12 protein-coding genes and 1 pseudogene are annotated in these 17469 nt (G+C 71.1%); 7 read left to right on the plus strand and 6 right to left on the minus strand.

Annotated features, from left to right (window positions below):
- Positions 1 to 208 precede the first annotated feature (208 nt).
- The 6 genes from gltB to AB0F91_RS38600 all read left to right on the plus strand — a co-directional run bounded on the left by gltB (position 209) and on the right by AB0F91_RS38600 (position 9148).
- Positions 209 to 4750, plus strand: coding sequence for a glutamate synthase large subunit (gltB, locus tag AB0F91_RS38575; protein WP_360605962.1), 4542 nt, complete (start codon positions 209 to 211; stop codon positions 4748 to 4750).
- A complete protein-coding gene (locus tag AB0F91_RS38580; RefSeq protein WP_360605964.1) occupies positions 4743 to 6251 on the plus strand; it encodes a glutamate synthase subunit beta in 1509 nt (502 codons plus the stop codon). The genes gltB and AB0F91_RS38580 overlap by 8 nt, the downstream gene beginning before the upstream one ends.
- Before the next feature lie 477 nt (positions 6252 to 6728).
- Positions 6729 to 6959 (plus strand): hypothetical protein, encoded by a 231-nt coding sequence (locus AB0F91_RS38585; RefSeq protein WP_360605966.1) that lies wholly within the window; start codon positions 6729 to 6731, stop codon positions 6957 to 6959.
- Between the two features lie 26 nt (positions 6960 to 6985).
- Positions 6986 to 7264, plus strand: coding sequence for a hypothetical protein (locus AB0F91_RS38590; protein ID WP_360605968.1), 279 nt, complete (start codon positions 6986 to 6988; stop codon positions 7262 to 7264).
- Between the two features lie 209 nt (positions 7265 to 7473).
- Positions 7474 to 7704, plus strand: coding sequence for a hypothetical protein (locus AB0F91_RS38595; RefSeq protein WP_360605970.1), 231 nt, complete (start codon positions 7474 to 7476; stop codon positions 7702 to 7704).
- Between the two features lie 52 nt (positions 7705 to 7756).
- Positions 7757 to 9148, plus strand: a complete 1392-nt coding sequence (locus AB0F91_RS38600) for a class II 3-deoxy-7-phosphoheptulonate synthase (RefSeq protein WP_285969235.1) — start codon at positions 7757 to 7759, stop codon at positions 9146 to 9148.
- A 4-nt stretch (positions 9149 to 9152) separates the two neighbouring features.
- Here AB0F91_RS38600 and AB0F91_RS38605 read toward each other — a convergent pair whose 3' ends face one another.
- The 5 genes and pseudogenes from AB0F91_RS38605 to pknB form a co-directional block, all read right to left on the minus strand.
- On the minus strand, positions 9153 to 10478 hold the full coding sequence (locus AB0F91_RS38605; RefSeq protein WP_360605972.1) for a wax ester/triacylglycerol synthase family O-acyltransferase: 1326 nt from the start codon (positions 10476 to 10478) through the stop codon (positions 9153 to 9155).
- A gap of 1153 nt (positions 10479 to 11631) precedes the next feature.
- A pseudogene (locus AB0F91_RS38610) lies at positions 11632 to 12246 on the minus strand (hypothetical protein); the annotation flags it as partial.
- Positions 12247 to 12249: 3 nt separating this feature from the next.
- A complete protein-coding gene (locus tag AB0F91_RS38615) occupies positions 12250 to 13752 on the minus strand; it encodes an SPFH domain-containing protein (RefSeq protein WP_360605974.1) in 1503 nt (500 codons plus the stop codon).
- A gap of 47 nt (positions 13753 to 13799) precedes the next feature.
- Positions 13800 to 14009: a hypothetical protein gene (locus AB0F91_RS38620; protein WP_360605976.1), complete on the minus strand. Its 210-nt coding sequence runs from the start codon at positions 14007 to 14009 to the stop codon at positions 13800 to 13802.
- Entirely contained in the window at positions 14006 to 16063 is a 2058-nt protein-coding gene (gene pknB, locus AB0F91_RS38625) for a Stk1 family PASTA domain-containing Ser/Thr kinase (RefSeq protein WP_360605978.1), read from the minus strand. Before pknB ends, AB0F91_RS38620 begins: the two co-directional genes overlap by 4 nt.
- 102 nt (positions 16064 to 16165) lie before the next feature.
- Between pknB and AB0F91_RS38630 the strand changes: the two genes are divergently transcribed.
- Complete coding sequence (locus AB0F91_RS38630; RefSeq protein ID WP_360605980.1) at positions 16166 to 16534, plus strand: Rv2175c family DNA-binding protein; 369 nt, start codon at positions 16166 to 16168, stop codon at positions 16532 to 16534.
- 144 nt (positions 16535 to 16678) lie between these two features.
- Here AB0F91_RS38630 and AB0F91_RS38635 read toward each other — a convergent pair whose 3' ends face one another.
- Positions 16679 to 17467 carry an LLM class F420-dependent oxidoreductase gene (locus tag AB0F91_RS38635; protein WP_360605982.1) on the minus strand — a complete coding sequence of 263 codons (789 nt, stop codon included), beginning with the start codon at positions 17465 to 17467 and terminating at the stop codon, positions 16679 to 16681.
- Between the last annotated feature and the right edge of the window lie 2 nt (positions 17468 to 17469).

The raw sequence follows: 17469 nt of genomic DNA on the forward strand, positions 1-17469 counted from the left end.
AGCGAACAACCTGGGTGCCATCAAGAACTGTGTCGTTCCGCGCAGCCAGATCGTTACCGTTCACCGCTGTCCGGGGCGCTCTGAGGTGCTGCTCCGGTGTTTCCCAGGTGTTAAAGTCGCGCTAACAAGCGGGCCATCGTCGTCCCGTGCGCTCCCCACGGCCGGTCCGCCGGCCTCGCACGAAGACGACGAAGGAGGTCCCTTTTCCATGATCTTCTCCGCCATTCCCGGCAAGCAGGGTCTCTACGACCCGGCGACCGAGCTGGACTCCTGCGGTGTGGCCATGGTGGCCGACATCCAGGGGCGCCGCTCCCACGGCATCGTCGCCGACGGGCTGACCGCGCTGGCGAACCTCGAGCACCGCGGCGCCGCGGGCGCCGAACCCACGAGTGGTGACGGGGCGGGCATCCTGCTGCAACTGCCCGACCAGCTGTTGCGCGCCGAAGCCGGGTTCGCCCTGCCCGCCGCGGGCGCCTACGCCGCAGGTATCGCGTTCCTGCCCGGCGAGGCCGAGCAGCGCCGCAAGGCCGTCGAGCTGGCCGAACGCGTCGCCGCCGAAGAGGGCCTCGACGTCCTCGGCTGGCGCGAGGTCCCCGTCGACGTGGACCGGGCCGGAATCGGTCCCACGGCGCGTTCGGTGATGCCGCACTTCGCCATGCTGTTCGTCGCGTCGCCGGGCGGCGAAGCCGGGCTGGAGCTCGAACGGCTGGTCTTCTGCCTGCGCAAGCGCGTGGAGCACGAGAGCGCGGCCTCGGGCTGCGGCACGTACTTCCCGTCGCTGTCGGCGCGCACGATCGTCTACAAAGGCATGCTCACCACCGCGCAGCTGCCCGCGTTTTTCACCGATCTCACCGACGAGCGGCTCGAGAGCGCGATCGCGCTGGTGCACTCGCGGTTCTCCACCAACACGTTCCCGTCGTGGCCGCTCGCGCACCCGTTTCGGTTCGTGGCGCACAACGGCGAGATCAACACCGTGCGCGGCAACCGCAACCGCATGCGCGCCCGCGAGGCGCTGCTGGAGTCCGACCTGATCCCGGGTGACCTCACGCGGCTGTACCCGATCTGCTCGCCGGACGCGTCGGATTCGGCGTCGTTCGACGAGGTGCTGGAGCTGCTGCACCTCGGTGGCCGGTCACTGCCGCACGCGGTGCTGATGATGATCCCGGAGGCGTGGGAGAACCACGCCACCATGGATCCGGCGCGGCGCGCGTTCTACCAGTTCCACGCGAGCCTGATCGAGCCGTGGGACGGCCCGGCCTGCGTCACGTTCACCGACGGCACGCTCGTCGGCGCGGTCCTCGACCGCAACGGCCTGCGCCCCGCGCGATGGTGGCAGACGGCCGACGGCCGCGTGGTCCTCGCCAGTGAGGCCGGTGTGCTCGACGTGGCCCCCGGCGACGTCGTGGCGAAGGGGCGCCTCAAGCCGGGCCGCATGTTCCTGGTGGACACCGAGGCCGGCCGCATCGTCTCCGACGACGAGGTGAAGTCGGCGCTGGCCGCGGAACAACCCTACGAGGGCTGGCTGCACGCCGGGCTGCTGAAGCTCGCAGACCTGCCCGACCGCGACCACGTGGTGCAGAGCCACGACTCCGTGCTGCGCCGCCAGCTCGCCTTCGGCTACACCGAGGAAGAGCTCAAGATCCTGCTCGCGCCGATGGCCGCCAAGGGCGCCGAGCCACTCGGTTCGATGGGCACCGACACCCCGGTCGCCGCGCTGTCGAAGCGATCGCGGCTGCTGTATGAGTACTTCAAGCAGAACTTCGCGCAGGTCACCAACCCGCCGCTCGACGCGATCCGCGAAGAGCTCGTGACCTCGATGTCCCGTATCATGGGCCCGGAGCGCAACCTGCTCGCGCCCGGCCCCGCGTCGTGCCGGCACCTGAACCTGCCGTACCCCGTCATCGACAACGACGAGCTCGCGAAGCTCATCCACATCAACGACGACGGCGACCTGCCGGGCTTCGCGTGCAGTGTCCTTTCCGGACTGTACGAAGTGGACGGCGGCGCCGAGGCGCTGGCCGCCGCGATCGAACGAGTACGCCGGGAAGCGTCGGAGGCGATCGCAGCCGGCGCGCGCACGCTCGTGCTGTCCGACCGCGACTCCGACCACCGCATGGCGCCGATCCCGTCGCTGCTACTCGTCTCCGCGGTGCACCACCACCTGGTGCGCACCAAGGAACGCCTGCGTGTCGCGCTCGTCGTGGAGACCGGCGACGCGCGCGAGGTGCACCACATCGCCGTGCTCCTGGGCTACGGCGCCGCCGCGGTGAACCCCTACCTCGCGTTCGAGACGATCGAGGACATGATCGCGCAGGGCGCGGTCACGGGGATCGAGCCGGCCAAGGCGATCCGCAACTACGTGCAGGCGCTCGTGAAGGGCGTCCTGAAGATCATGTCGAAGATGGGCATCTCCACCGTCGGCGCGTACACGGCGGCGCAGGTGTTCGAGTCGCTCGGCCTGAGCCAGGACCTGCTCGACGAGTACTTCACCGGCACGTCGTCGAAGCTCGGCGGCGTGGGCCTCGACGTGCTGGCCGAGGAGGTCGCGGTGCGCCACCGCCGTGCCTACCCGGACAACCCGACCGACCGCGTCCACCGTGGACTCGACACCGGCGGCGAGTACGCCTACCGCCGCGAAGGCGAGCTGCACCTGTTCACACCGGAGACGGTGTTCCTGCTGCAGCACGCGTCGAAGACCGGCCGCGAAGAGGTCTACCGCAAGTACACCGAAGAGGTGCACCGCCTCTACCGCGAGGGCGGCGCGCTGCGCGGGCTGTTCAAGTTCCGCGACAGCGTGCGTGAACCCGTGCCGCTCGACGAGGTGGAGCCCGCGTCGGCGATCCTCAAGCGCTTCAACACCGGCGCCATGTCCTACGGCTCGATCTCGGCCGAGGCCCACGAGACGCTCGCCATCGCGATGAACCGCATCGGCGGCCGCTCCAACACCGGTGAGGGCGGCGAGGACCCGGAGCGCCTGTACGACCCCGAGCGGCGCAGCGCGATCAAGCAGGTCGCGAGTGGACGGTTCGGCGTCACGAGCGAGTACCTGGTCAACGCTTCCGACATCCAGATCAAGATGGCCCAGGGCGCGAAGCCCGGCGAAGGCGGTCAGTTGCCGCCGAACAAGGTGTACCCGTGGATCGCGCGCACGCGGCACTCGACGCCGGGCGTCGGGCTGATCTCGCCGCCGCCGCACCACGACATCTACTCGATCGAAGACCTGGCGCAGCTGATCCACGACCTCAAGAACGCCAACGACCAGGCCCGCGTCCACGTGAAGCTGGTGTCCTCGCTCGGGGTCGGCACGGTCGCGGCCGGCGTTTCCAAAGCCCACGCCGACGTGGTGCTCATCTCCGGGCACGACGGCGGCACCGGCGCCTCGCCGATGAACTCGCTCAAGCACGCCGGCACCCCGTGGGAGATCGGCCTCGCCGAGACCCAGCAGACGTTGCTGCTCAACGGTTTGCGCGACCGCATCACGGTGCAGGTCGACGGCGCCATGAAGACCGGGCGCGACGTGGTGATCGCGGCGCTGCTCGGCGCCGAGGAGTACGGCTTCGCGACGGCCCCCCTCGTCGTCGCGGGCTGCGTGATGATGCGCGTGTGCCACCTCGACACCTGCCCGGTCGGCGTCGCGACGCAGAGCCCCGAGCTGCGCAAGCGGTACACCGGCCAGGTCGAGCACGTCGTGAAGTTCTTCGAGTTCGTGGCCGAGGAGGTGCGGGAAACGCTGGCGCAGCTGGGTTTCCGCACGCTCGACGAGGCCATCGGGCACGCCGAGATGCTCGACACCGCCGAGGCGCAGGCACACTGGAAGGCGGCCGGGCTCGATCTGAGGCCGATCTTCGAGGTGCCGGCCGAGACCCCGTACGGCGGGGCGAAGCGGCGCGTGCGGGCGCAGGACCACGGCCTCGAGCACGCTCTGGACCGCACGCTCATCCAGCTCGCCGAGGCGGCGCTGGAAGACGCGCACCCGGTGCGCCTGGAGCTGCCGGTGCGCAACGTGAACCGCACCGTCGGCACGCTGCTGGGCGCGGAGATCACCCGCCGCTACGGCGGTGAGGGCCTGCCCGAGGACACGATCCACGTGCTGCTGACCGGTTCGGCCGGGCAGTCGCTGGGCGCGTTCCTGCCGCGTGGCATCACGCTCGACATGGTCGGCGACGCCAACGACTACGTCGGCAAGGGCCTCTCGGGCGGCCGCATCATCGTGCGCCCCGACCCGGAAGCGATCTTCGCCGCCGAACGCCAGACGATCGCGGGCAACACGCTCGCGTACGGCGCCACGGCCGGCGAGATGTTCCTGCGGGGCCAGGTGGGTGAGCGCTTCTGCGTGCGCAACTCCGGGGCCACGGTCGTCGCCGAGGGCGTCGGCGACCACGCCTTCGAGTACATGACCGGCGGCCACGCCGTGGTGCTCGGCCCGACGGGCCGCAACCTCGCGGCCGGCATGTCGGGCGGCACCGCCTACGTGCTCGACCTCGATCGCGCCAAGGTCAACGGTGACATGGTGGATCTGTCCGCGCCGGGTTCCGAGGACCTGGCGTGGCTCAAGCAGATCGTCCAGCAGCACTACGACCTGACCCGCTCGACGGTGGCCGCGTCGCTCCTCGGCGACTGGACGCGGCGCTCGGTGGCCTTCACCAAGGTGATGCCGCGCGACTACCAGCGGGTCCTCGACGCGGCCACGGCAGCTCGTGCCGCCGGCCGCGACGTCGACGAAGCGATCATGGAGGCCGCTCGTGGCTGACCCGACGGGTTTCATGAAGTACCGGCGCGAAGAGCCGAAGAAGAAGTCCAAAGAGGACCGTCTCGCCTCCTGGGGTGAGGTCTACGCCGACGTGGAGCCGAGCGAGCGCAACGAGACCGTGCGCACGCAGGCCTCGCGCTGCATGGACTGCGGCATCCCGTTCTGCCACTCCGGCGGCTCGGGTTGCCCGCTCGGCAACCTGATCCCGGAGTGGAACGACCTCGTCCGGCGCGGCGACTGGGCCGCGGCGAGCGACCGGCTGCACGCCACCAACAACTTCCCCGAGTTCACCGGGAAGCTGTGCCCGGCGCCGTGCGAGGCCGGCTGCGTGCTGTCGATCTCGCCGCTGTCGGGCGGGCCGGTGGCCATCAAGCGGGTGGAGGCGACGATCGCCGACCAGTCGTGGGAAGCCGGGTATGTGCAGCCGCAGGTGTCCGAAGTGTCCTCGGGCCGCCGCGTCGCCGTGGTCGGCTCCGGGCCGGCCGGCCTCGCCGCCGCGCAGCAGCTCACCCGCGCGGGCCACGAGGTCACGGTGTTCGAGCGCGACGACCGCCTCGGCGGCCTGCTGCGCTACGGCATTCCCGAGTTCAAGATGGAGAAGAAGGTCCTCGACCGGCGCCTCGCGCAGCTGCGCAAGGAAGGCACGCAGTTCGTCACCGGCTGCGAGGTCGGCGTGGACCTCACGGTGGAGGACCTGCGCGAGCAGTACGACGCCGTGGTGCTCGCCGTGGGCGCGCTGCGCGGCCGCGACGACCGGACAACGCCGGGCCGCGAGCTGCGCGGAATCCACCTCGCCATGGAGCACCTCGTGCCCGCCAACCGGTTCGTGGAGGGCGACGGCCCGCCGCTGATCGACGCGGCCGGCAAGCACGTGGTCGTGATCGGCGGTGGCGACACCGGCGCCGACTCCTACGGCACCGCCACCCGCCAGGGCGCGCTGTCGGTGACGCAGCTGGACCAGTACCCCGTGCCGCCGACGAGCCGTGACGACGGCCGCTCGCCGTGGCCCACGTGGCCCTACATCCTGCGCACCTATCCGGCGCACGAGGAGGCCGGCGAGCGCAAGTTCGCCGTGGCCGTGAAGCGGTTCGTCGACGACGGTGCCGGGAACGTGAAGGCGCTGGAGCTGCAGCAGGTCCGTGTGGTGAAGGACCCGGAGACGGGCCGGCGCGAGGTCGTGCCGACCAACGACGAGGTCGAGGTGCTGCCGGCCGACCTGGTGCTGCTGGCGATCGGCTTCGAGGGCGTGGAGCAGATGCCGCTGCTCGACGGTCTCGGTCTTTCCCTGACGCGGCGCGGCACGTTGTCGTGCGGCGCCGACTGGCAGACGGGGACGCCGGGCGTGTTCGTCTGCGGCGACGCCCACCGCGGCGCGTCGCTGGTGGTGTGGGCCATTGCCGAGGGCCGGTCCGTGGCCAACGCCGTGGACGCGTTCCTGATGGGCGACTCGGACCTGCCGGCGCCGGTGCACCCGACGGCGTTGCCGCTCGCAGTGGTCTGATCCCCGCTTCTCCAGGCCCCCGATTCGCAGGCCCCCCAGCGCAATGGCGCGCTGGGGGCCTGTTTTTCACCGGTGCCCCCCGCGCGGACGAGATCTCCGACGAAGAACTCCGGGACACTAGGTGAGCTGGGCCAGGCGATGGCCGCCGACCACCCGGAGTCGGCAGTGGCATCGGCGGGTGCGATCACGAATGAGTGGCGTCCGACTCGGTCTTCGCCGAGGCAGCGAGGAGCCTTTTCCGGCACAGTGAGGCAGCGTGGGCTCAGGATCTGACCGAGAGTCGTGGCACGACGGCCGCGCTCCGGCACCTCGAGCTCGCTTTCGACCTGGCCGCGTCGGAAGATCTCAGGAAGGCAGCAGGTCGGCTGGGCCAGGGGCTCACCGAGGCAGAACGGGAACGGGAGTTCCTGCCGACCTTGGTGCGGGTTCTGATCGCGGCAGGGCCGCCTGTCCGACGTCCCCGCCGTGCTGACCTCGATGACCAACCCGTTGAGCCGGGACGAAGCGACGATCCCGTTCATTCGGGCGCTCGTGTCGGCGGACGACACCGAACGCGCTTTCGACTGGGCCGCGAGGTTCCGCTCGAATCTCTCGTCCGTTTTCGACTTGTGCAATGACCTGAACCGCTTCAGGTCCTCGCGGACGGGCTCCTGGCAGCAGGCGACCGTGACCGCGCTCGCCGAGCTGCCGAGCGAGCGGAAGCGCTGACCCGCCGCCCGGCGGGGGATCAGCGCATGGTGGATGCGATCAGCGAGCTGACCGCGACGGTCGTGGCGGCCGGTGACGTGCGGCGAGCCGGACTGCTCGCACCTTTGGTGCAGAAGGACCGGCAGTCGCCGAGCGCCCTGACGGAACTTGCGGAGCTCCTCGCCGCTGAGGGAGACCCCCGGATCGCCGAAAAGCTGATCTGCGGTGTGGACTTCTGGCAGAGGATGCGCGACCCCCTCGTACTGCTTGCCCGCCGGCTCCGAGCCGCCGGAGACGACCCGGCGTTGACACGGCTGGCGGCGTAAGTCCGCAGGCGGGTGAAGAAGCTGCGAGAAGAACCCGGTACGGCAGGGACGCTGCGATCGTGATGCTGTGCGCGGTTGGGGGAACCTGCCGAGGTCACGGCGCTGGTCGCGGCGTACCCCGAGGAAAAGCCGGCCTGGACCTGGCGATTGCCGAGGGGATGGTGGATCTGGCGGCGCGTGGGGAGACTGCGGCGGCCTCGGCTTCCGGCGTGGTCGAGGCTGTGGTCCGGGTAGCCGCGGCCGCGTTTGCGCCGCCGCTCCTGGCGGAACAACGCCGGCGGATCCTCGCCGAAGCCGTGCGCCTGCACCACTGGTCCGTGGTCGTTCCCGCACTCGACGCGGACGAGCTGGGCGGGCTGCTCGGCGTCATCGACCGGTTCGGCGCGCTCTATCACCAAGACGACCACCAAGACGACCACCAGGACAACCCGGACGTGTGACCCGCACCGCCCTCCCGGAGCCACGTGGGCGGCGAACCTTATCCTGGGTGCCGTGAACTGGACAGTGGACGTTCCCGTCGACACGCTTCCCGAGCTCCCGCCGCTCCCGCCTCAGCTGCGCGAACGCCTCGACGCGGCGCTGGCCCTGCCCGCCGCCCAGCAGCCCGAGTGGCCGGACGTCGAGCTGGCCAAGCGCGTCCGGGGCGTGCTGGAGAGCGTGCCGCCGATCACCGTGCCCGCCGAAATCGACCGGCTGCAGAGCCGGCTGGCGATGGTCGCGCGCGGCGAGGCCTTCCTTCTGCAGGGCGGTGACTGCGCCGAGACGTTCGAGTCCAACACCGAGCCCCACATCCGCGCCAACCTGCGCACGCTGTTGCAGATGGCCGTGGTCCTCACCTACGGCGCGAGCCTGCCCGTGGTGAAGATGGGCCGCATCGCCGGCCAGTACGCCAAGCCCCGCTCGGCGGCCACCGACGCGCTGGGCTTGCCCGTGTACCGCGGCGACATCATCAACTCGCTGGTGCCCAAGCCCGAGCTGCGTGTGCCCGACCCGGGCCGCATGATCCGCGCGTACGCCAACGCGGGTGCCGCCATGAACCTGGTCCGCGCCCTCACCGGCGCCGGGATGGCCGACCTGCACCAGGTGCATGACTGGAACAAGGACTTCGTGTCGGCGTCGCCGGCGGCGCAGCGCTTCGAGGCGCTGGCCAACGAGATCGACCGCGGCCTGCGGTTCATGAACGCCTGCGGCGTCACCGACACGTCGCTGCAGTCCACGGAGATCTTCGCCAGCCACGAGGCGTTGCTGCTCGACTACGAGCGCGCCCTGCTCCGCCTCGACAACGCCGACGCGGCCAATCCCAAGCTGTACAACCTGTCCTCGCACTTCCTGTGGATCGGCGAGCGCACCCGCCAGCTCGACGGAGCGCACATCGCGTTCGCGGAGCTGCTGTCGAACCCGATCGGCCTCAAGATCGGCCCGACGACCACGCCCGAGCAGGCACTGGAGTACGTCGAGCGCCTCGACCCGCGCCACGAGGAAGGCCGGCTGACGCTCATCTCGCGCATGGGCAACGGCAAGGTCCGCGAGGTGCTGCCCGCGATCGTCGAAAAGGTCGAGGCCTCGGGCCACAAGGTCATCTGGCAGTGCGACCCGATGCACGGCAACACGCACGAGTCGTCGACCGGTTACAAGACCCGCCACTTCGACCGCATCGTCGACGAGGTGCAGGGCTTCTTCGAGGTCCACCACAAGCTCGGTACCTACCCGGGCGGCATCCACGTGGAACTCACGGGCGAAGACGTCACCGAATGCCTCGGTGGCGCCCAGGAAATCTCCGACGTCGACCTCTCCGGCCGCTACGAAACCGCCTGCGACCCCCGCCTGAACACGCAGCAGTCGCTCGAGTTGGCGTTCCTGGTGGCGGAGATGCTGCGAGGCTGAAGCCCTACAGGGTGTTGAGCAGCGTCGCGGTGGATTTGAGGACCGCGTCGCGCAGGCCGCCGAGGTCGGGGACGGCCTCGGCGTTCGCCTGGAGTCCGATGTGGACGCCGTCGCGGTAGGTGGCGACGGCGATGCCCACGGCGTGGCGTGGGGCCAGCGGCACCAGCGGGTACACCTGCGCCAGCGGGGCGCCCCCGAGCGTGAGACGTGCGGCCGGCAGCGGCACGGTGGTCACGACCAGGTCGAACAACAGCGGCGCGGCCAGTCCGGCCGTTTTCGTGCCGAGGCGGTGCAGCGCCGTGGGCACCCGGTCGGCCAGCAGCGGGAACGCGCCGGCGCCGCGGGCCGGGCCGGCGGCTTTGTTGCGCGTCATCGCGCGGCGCACCACGTGCAGGCGCTCCACCGGGTCGTCCTCGCCGATCGGCAGGTCGCACAGGTAGCCGGACAGCTTGTTGCCGCCGATCCGGCCACCCGGACGGCCGCGCACGCTCACCGGGATCAGGGCCCGCAGAGTGCGTCCGTCGGCGCGTTTGCCGCGGTTGACCAGCCACTCGCGCAGCGCGCCGGCCAGCACGGCGAGCACGACGTCGTTGCCGGTGCCGCCGTGGGCGCGGCGGATGCGGCGGATGTCGGCGGTGGGCAGCCGCACGAAGGCCAGGCGCCGCTCGGCCGACGCCGGCGCCGACACCGGCGACAGCGGCGGCCGCGCCGCGCGGACGAGCGAGGTCGCGATCCCGGCCGTCTCGCCGGCGTGCGCGAGGCCGTCCTTCACGCTTTTTTTCACGCTGTGCAGCACCGAGCGCGGCCGCGGGATCGGCGCCGGCCCGGATGCGCGGGCGAGGGTGCGGTCCGCGACGGCCAGCCCGTCGAGCAAGCCCACGGTCACCGCGTACGCGCCTTCGCCGTCGGTGAGGGCGTGGTGCAGCTTGAGCAGCACGGCGAAACCACCCTGGGGCAGCCCGGTCACCACGGTCAGGTCCCACAATGGACGACTCGTGTCGAGCGGCTCCGCGATCCACTGCGCGGCGAAGTCCGTGAGTGGGTCGGGGTCGTACAGCGTGCTCAGCTCGTGGTGGTGGATATGTTGCGCCGCAACGAAACCCGGGTCATCCGCCCAAGTCGCGGAACCGGGTGGAAACAGCTCGGCCCGCGTTTTCCTGCGCAGCTGCGGCATTTTCTCCGCGCGCGACGCCAGCAGCGTCGCGAGCTCCGCGCCGTCGGCTCGCCCGCGAGAGGTGAACACCAGTACCGCACCCATGTGCATCGGCGCGGTTTCGCTTTCCAGGCACAGGAACGCGACGTCGAGCGGGCTGAGCGGGGTGCGAACCATCGCGACCGTCCTCGTGCGGCGGGGCAGGGGTGAGATCCGCCTCCACGACACCACCTTGACATGACGGGAGGGTGGTCACTGTGTTTCGCGGGCGCTAACGACCCGGGTGTCACTCACCCGGGTCACGCGCACCCCTCCGCCACACCCACCCGCCCCGAGCCGGCTTCTCCTTCTTCGCGGGCCTCGACGGCTGCGGCAACGCCGGCGGCTGCGCCACCGTGAGCCCTTCAGCAGCCGCGTGTGGCGCCGCCGGCCGGGACGGCTGGGGGAGTGGCGCAGGGGTGTTGGTGGCGGCGTTGGGCTGGGGTGGTGTCTCGCCAGTCGAGAGCGGCGGTGTCGGCTGGGGGAGCGGGTCGGGGGTGTCGGTGGCGGCGTCGCGCCGGGGTAGCGGCGGTGTTTCGCCGGCCGGCTGCGGCGGTGCCGGTGGGGAGGCTTGCGGCTGCGGGTCCGCGGCGGAGGGGGTGGGCGGCGCGATCGTCGGGCTGTCGCCGGTGGCGGCGTTGCGGTGGGGGATCGGCAGTGGCTCAGCGGGCGATTGCGGAGGCGCAGGCTGCTCGGCGTGCGGCTGCGCCTGGGCCGGGCGGGTCACGGGAGGTGCGGTGGGCGCGCCACCGGCGCGGGTGGGGGTGCGCCGAGGGAGTGGCGAAGCCGTGCCGGGCGGGCGCGGTGCTGGGCGGTCGGGGCCGAGGGCGACGTTGCGGCGGGGGAGCAGCGAGGCTTCGCCGGCCAGGTGGGGGAGCAGCACGGAGGGGGACCGTTGCGGCAACGGCTCGCCGGGTGCGGCCACCTGCTGAGTGGCGTTCTCGACCCGGTTGCCCTTCGAGGCGTCGGCGGCGCCGGAGTCTGGGCGAGGTGCAGCATCGGCGGCGCCGGAGTCTGGGACAGGTGCAGCGTCCGTGGCGCCGGAGTCTGGGAGAGGTGCAGCGCCGCGCGGGTTGCGGAGTGATTCTGCGCTGTCTTCCGCAGCGCCGAAGGCGACGCGGCGGGGAAAGGGCTCGCCGGGTGCGGCGCTGTCGGCGGCGCCGCTGCGGGGAAGCGGTTCGTGCGGGGTGTCGGTCGCGTTGCGGGGGATCGGACCGGCGGCTTCCGAGGCTCGCACCGCAAGCGCGCCGACGGAGGCCGAAGCCGCGCCGGAACCCGTGACCCCCGCGTGCCGCAGCGCCACTCCGTGACCTGGCCGCTTCGGCAACCCGGGCCACAACTCCCCGGCCTCCACCGCCGCCGCTCGGATGGCCGCGCCCTCGAGTTCGGTGTGCGTTTCCTTGATGTGCCGGTCGAGCCACTGCACCACGAGCGTCAACGGGCCGTCCCCTGGCAGCGGCCACACGAAGATCTGGTGGTCCAGGTGGAACTGCGTCCCGCCCCCACCGACAGCACGCAGCACGGGCGAAGCGGGCTCCGAAGCCGACGGCACCGAGATCGACTCCGAGCTGGCCCGGCGCCCGTCCGGGTACAACACGCCGACGAGCAGTGCGTTGTAGTCCGGGATCCGCCGGTGGTCGATGAGGGAGCCGCTGCGGCCCTCCTGCAGGCTGTCGCGCGAATACACCGCGATCCGCAGCGTGATGGCTTCCGGCCAGACCTCGATCCCGCGCAGGGCGATGATCGTGCGTGCCGAACGGCCGAGCGGCCGGGCCCACGGCAGGAGCGCGGGGACGATGTGGTCGTTCGGCGGGCCCATCCACGGACGGCCCTCGTAGCCGAACAGTTCCTGCTCCCGCACGGGGAACAGGGGGCGTTCACGAGGACCGTCCGTGAAGAAGCTCATGGGCTACTCGCGCGGGGAGAGGTCGCCGTTCGACAGCGCCTGCTCGGAGTCCGTGGCCGCCGGCGGTTTCGAGGGGCTGCCCATGGCGTCCATCAGCTGGCGGGCCAGGCCGAGGCCCGTACCGCCGAGCGACAACGCCTTGGTGAACATGTCCGACATCCCGTCCGCGCCGTTCAGGACCACCATGTGGTCGACGTTGCCGAACGCCTGCGCGCCGGCCTCGACGATTTCCGGCCAACGTTCGGCCAGCTGCTGTGCTACCACAGCTTCCTGGTTCTCCGCCAGTGCCGCCGCCCGCGCCTTGATGGACTCGGCCTCCGCCAGACCCTTGGCCCGGGCCGATTCGGCTTCGGCGAGACCCCGTGCCTTCGCGGCCTGGGCCTCCGCCAGACCGCGCGCCTGCGCGGCCGCCGCCTCGGCCTCACCGGTGGCGCGTGTGGCCCCCGCCGACGCCTCGGCCCGGGCCTTCGTGGCCTGAGCCTCCGCCTCGGCGGCCGTCTTCACGCGCGTCGCGTCGGCCGCGGCGCGCAGCTCGGTCTCCTTGGCCTCGGCCTGCGCGCGGGCGATCTGGGCGTCACGGTCGGCGTCGGCCGTCGTGCGGGTCTCGTACGCCTTCGCGTCGGCCGGCTTGCGGACCTGCGACTGCAGCCGCTGCTCGGCCAGTGCGGCCTCCAGTTCGGCCGCCCGCGTCTCCTGGACCACGACCTCCTGCCGCGCCGTCGCCTCGGCCAGCGGGCCCGACTGGCTTGCCTTCGCCTTGGCCTGGTCGACCTCGGCTTGGTAGCCCGCCTGCTTGATCTGGCTCTCCCGCGTCGCGCCCGCCTTCTGCGCGGCGGCGACCTGCTCCGCCTGCGTGGCCTCCTGGTCACGCTGCGCTTCGGCGATGCGCGCGGCCGACGCGATGGCCGCGGCGTGCGGCTTGCCGAGGTTCAGGATGTAGCCCGACTCGTCGTCGATCTCCTGGATCTGCAGCGAGTCGACGATCAGGCCCAGCTTGATCATCTCCGTCGCCGACGACTGGCGGACCTCGCCGGTCAGCGCGTCGCGGTTGTGGATCATCTCCTCGATGGTCAGCCCGCCCACGATCGAGCGCAGGTGGCCCGAGAACAGCTCGTGGATGGTGTCGTTCATGCCCTTCTGCTGGTCGAGGAAGCGGCGGGCGGCGTTGGCGATGGAGGCGTAGTCGTCGCCCACCTTGTAGATCACCACCGCGCGCACGGTCACGGGCAGGCCCTGCTTGGTCACGCAGGACACCTGCAGGTTGACGCCGCGCGTGTCGAGCGAAAGCCGTCGCGCGGTCTGGAAGCCGGGGATCACGTTGACGCCACGGCCGGTCACGATCTTGAACCCGAGGCTGTCGGCGGTCTCGGTGCGCTCCACCCGGATCCCCCACCCGGAGATGATGAGCGCTTCGTTCGGCTCCGCGACTTTGTACAGGATTCGCAGCAGGCCGAACAGCACGATCACGGCTGCCACCGCGATCACGACGATGAGCCAGATTTCCATAACCCCTCGCAGCCCGATTTTCGGTTGTTGGTAGCTCTTCGACGCCGCTAACGCTTCAGCGGTTGCCACCGTTCAACGTAAACCGTCCGTGGGGGTTCGAAATCCACCACAAGGACCTGAGTGCCGGTCGGGAAGCTGACCTCGGGGTCGGCCGCGTAGGCGTAGAAGGCCTCGGTGCCGCCGCGGACGCTGAGGAGCACCTCACCGATGAGGCCGGGGCCGACGGCGCCTGTGACGCGGCCTCGGTTGCCGATCATCCGCCGAAGCCCCGGATCTTCACCTTCGTGCCCTTCGGCACCAGCGAGCCCGGCTGCGGGTCCTGCTGGAAGACGAAGTTGAAGCCGCCGCCACCGTGGCCGCGGCCACCACCGCCGCCCTGCTTGTCGACCTCGAGTCCGGCCTGCTTGAGGATGTTCTCCGCCTCGTCGAACTGTTTGAACCGCACGTCGGGGACCTGCACGGCGTTGGAGACGAAGACCTTCACCTGCTTGCTGCCCGGCGAGTTCGCCGGCGGGTCGGTCCGGCTGACGGCGCCGGCCGGGATCGTCTGCGAGAACTCCTCGCCGCCGTCCACCGGCTGGAAGCCCGCCTGCTGCAGCAGCTGGAACGCCTCGTCCTTCGGTCGGCCCGTGACGTCGGGCACCGGCGGGAGCGGTTCCGGGCCCTTGGACAGGACCACGGTGACCTGGCCACCGATGTTCACCGGCGTGCCGGCCGCGGGGCTCACGCTCACGACGGTGCCCTGGGGTGCGGTGTCGCTGAACGCCGGCGTGCCCTGCACGACGGTGAGCTGCTGGCCCTGGATTGCCTTCGTCGCGTCGGCCAGCGAGGCGCCGACCTGGATGTTCGGCACCACCGGCTTGCCCTTGGACACGACGACGGAGACGTTCGCGTCCTTCTCCAGCTGCGTGCCCTCGGCCGGCGTCACCTTGACCACCGTGTTGGCCGGCACGGTGTCGCTAAACTCCTGGCTGTACTGCGGCGTCAGGTTCGCCGCGCGCAGCTTGTCACCGGCCTCGGCCTGCGTCAGGCCCACGAGCTTCGGCACGGCCGACGTGGTGGGTGCCGACTCGCTGAGGATGAACGCGAACGCGCCGATCAGTCCGCCGAGCACCAGCACCCCCACCGCGATCAGGGCGAACATCTTCCGCCGGTCACGCGGTTTCGGCTCGTCGGCAGGCGGGCGCGGGCGCGGCGGCGGAGGCGGCGTGGCCGGCGGGGTCACCGCGACCTGCTGCGTCGGCATCGGCTGGCCCGCCGGCGGTGAGGGCGGCGGGCCGACCGGGACGGCCCGGGTCAGCGCCCGCGTGCCCTGCGGACCGGAGACCGGCATCGTCTGCTCGGCCACCGGGATGCGCGGCATGGTGCGTTCGGCGTCGGACATGCGATCGCCGTCCGGCGGCGGGGGCACGGGCACCGGCACGATCGGCAGGCCCAGCTCCGCGCGCGCGGCCTGCAGCTCGGCCAGGAACAAGCCGGCGTCGGCCGGGCGCAGCTCGGGGTCGCGGCGGGTGGCGCGCAGGATGAGGTCGTCGAGCGCGGGCGGCAGGTCCGGCCGCTGCTCGCTGGGGCGCGGCACGTCGTCGTTCACGTGCCGGTAGGCGACCGCCAGGGCCGTGTCGCCGGTGTAGGGCGCATGGCCGGTGAGCATCTCGTACAGCAGGATCCCGGCGGAATACACGTCGCCGCGGGCCCCCGTGACGCCCGTGGTGACCTGCTCGGGCGAGAGGTAGGCGACGGTGCCGAGGATGACGCTCGAACTCGTGGTGCCCGCGCTGGCGACCGCGCGTACCAGGCCGAAGTCACCGACCTTCACCACACCGCCCGACAGGGCGCTGCTGCTGCGGCCGATGAGCACGTTCTCCGGCTTCACGTCGCGGTGCACCAGGCCGGCGGCGTGCGCGGCGGCCAGGGCCGACAGCACGGGCTCGGCGATGCTCAGCGCGAGCGCGACGTCGAGCTTGCCCTGCTCGGACAGCAGGTCGCGCAGCGTGCCGCCGTCCACGAGCTCCATCACGAGGAACGCGAGCCCCGCGTCCTCACCGGGCGGGACGTCGAAGCCCTGGTCGTGCACGGCCACCACGTTCGGGTGATGCAGCTGGGCGGCTGAACGGGCTTCGCGCACGAAACGGTCCACGAACGAGCGGTCGTCGGCGAAGCGGGGATCCATGATCTTGATCGCGACCGCGCGGTCCAGCCGGGTGTCCATCCCCCGGTAGACCGACGACATCCCGCCCCGGGCGAGCAGCCTGTCCACGCGGTAGCGGCGGTCGAGCAGCGTGCCGACGAGGCTGGGGTGCGTGCGTGTCACGGCTGGTTATCGTACGGAACCACGCCCGCGCAGGTGAGGTGAGGAGGCGGTCACCCGTGCGTACCAGTCGGGAAACCGGTCGAATGTGGCACAGTGTCACGTGTGAGTGGGATTCCTGTCGCCGATGACGTCCTCGACTCCGCTGTCACCGTCCTTCCCCTGAATCAGGTGGCGGCCGTGCTCGGGATCTCGTCCAACAAGGTGCGCCAGATGCTGCGCGACGGTCACCTGATCGCCGTGCGCCGCAAAGGCGAGCTGTGCGTGCCCAGCGACTTCTTCGTCAAGGACGGAGTGGTCAAGGGCCTGGCGGGCACCATCACGGTGCTCGCGGACTCGGGGTTCAGCCGCACCGAGATGCTGCGCTGGCTCTTCGCGGAGGACGACACGCTGCCGGGCGTGACCCCCGTCAACGCCCTGCGGACGAGCCACGGCACCGAGGTGAAGCGGCGCGCCCAAGCCATGGCTTTCTAGGCTTTTCGCCCGATTCGCTTCGCGCTGGTACGGCCACGCGAAGTAGTCGATCACGGTCTGCTGCCGTGTCCCTTGTCCGAATGTGTCCGAACCGCCCGAAGGCCTCCCCGCTCGCGCGAGGAGGCCTTCGGCGAACTTCGTGTGTCAGCCGTTCTGCTTGTCGCGCCAGGCCACCCAGTTCTTGAGGGCCGTGAGGTCGTAGTCGGGACCTCCGACACCCACGGTGAAGGTGCTCACACCCAGCTCGACGAGCTTCGGGCCGAGCTCGTCCGGGTCGCCCTGCACGCCGCACGAGCGCTCGATCTCGAGCGGGTCGCGGCCGAGGTCGGCGCAGTGCCGGTCGAGGATCTTCACCTTGCGCTCGACGACCTCCGGGTCGCCGAAGCCGTGCCAGATGTCGGCGTGCTGGGCCACGAGCTTGAGGGTTTTCTTCTCGCCGCCACCGCCGATGAGCACGGGGATCTTGCGCGTCGGCGCCGGGTTCAGCTTGCCCAGGCGGGATTCGATGCGCGGCAGCGATTCGGCGAGGTTGTCGAGGCGCCCGCCGGCGGTGCCGAACTCGTAGCCGTACTCGTCGTAGTCCTTCTCGAACCAGCCCGAGCCGATGCCGAGGATGAGCCGGCCGCCCGAGATGTGGTCGACGGTGCGGGCCATGTCCGCGAGCAGCTCCGGGTTGCGGTAGCTGTTGCACGTCACCAGCGCGCCGATCTCGACCCGGGACGTCGACTCCGCCCAGGCGCCGAGCATGGTCCAGCACTCGAAGTGCATGCCGTCGGGATCGCCGTAGAGCGGGTAGAAGTGGTCCCAGTTGAAGACGATGTCGGCGCCGATGTCCTCGGCCGCCGAGGCGGTGCGGCGGATGGTGTCGTAGTCGGCGTGCTGCGGCTGGAGCTGGAGCCCGACCCGCAGCCGCCGGTTCGAAGCGGAAGTCATGG

Origin of the sequence: Amycolatopsis sp. NPDC023774 (assembly GCF_040639695.1) — a bacterium.
In the GTDB taxonomy this organism is placed as follows: Bacteria; Actinomycetota; Actinomycetes; order Mycobacteriales; family Pseudonocardiaceae; genus Amycolatopsis.

Coding starts and splice junctions, on each gene's coding strand:
- AB0F91_RS38585 (WP_360605966.1), top strand. CDS start 6,729: ATGACCAACCCGTTGAGCCGGGACGAAGCGACGATCCCGTTCATTCGG.
- gltB (WP_360605962.1), top strand. CDS start 209: ATGATCTTCTCCGCCATTCCCGGCAAGCAGGGTCTCTACGACCCGGCG.
- AB0F91_RS38635 (WP_360605982.1), bottom strand. CDS start 17,467: ATGACTTCCGCTTCGAACCGGCGGCTGCGGGTCGGGCTCCAGCTCCAG.
- AB0F91_RS38605 (WP_360605972.1), bottom strand. CDS start 10,478: ATGGTTCGCACCCCGCTCAGCCCGCTCGACGTCGCGTTCCTGTGCCTG.
- AB0F91_RS38590 (WP_360605968.1), top strand. CDS start 6,986: ATGGTGGATGCGATCAGCGAGCTGACCGCGACGGTCGTGGCGGCCGGT.
- AB0F91_RS38615 (WP_360605974.1), bottom strand. CDS start 13,752: ATGGAAATCTGGCTCATCGTCGTGATCGCGGTGGCAGCCGTGATCGTG.
- AB0F91_RS38620 (WP_360605976.1), bottom strand. CDS start 14,009: ATGATCGGCAACCGAGGCCGCGTCACAGGCGCCGTCGGCCCCGGCCTC.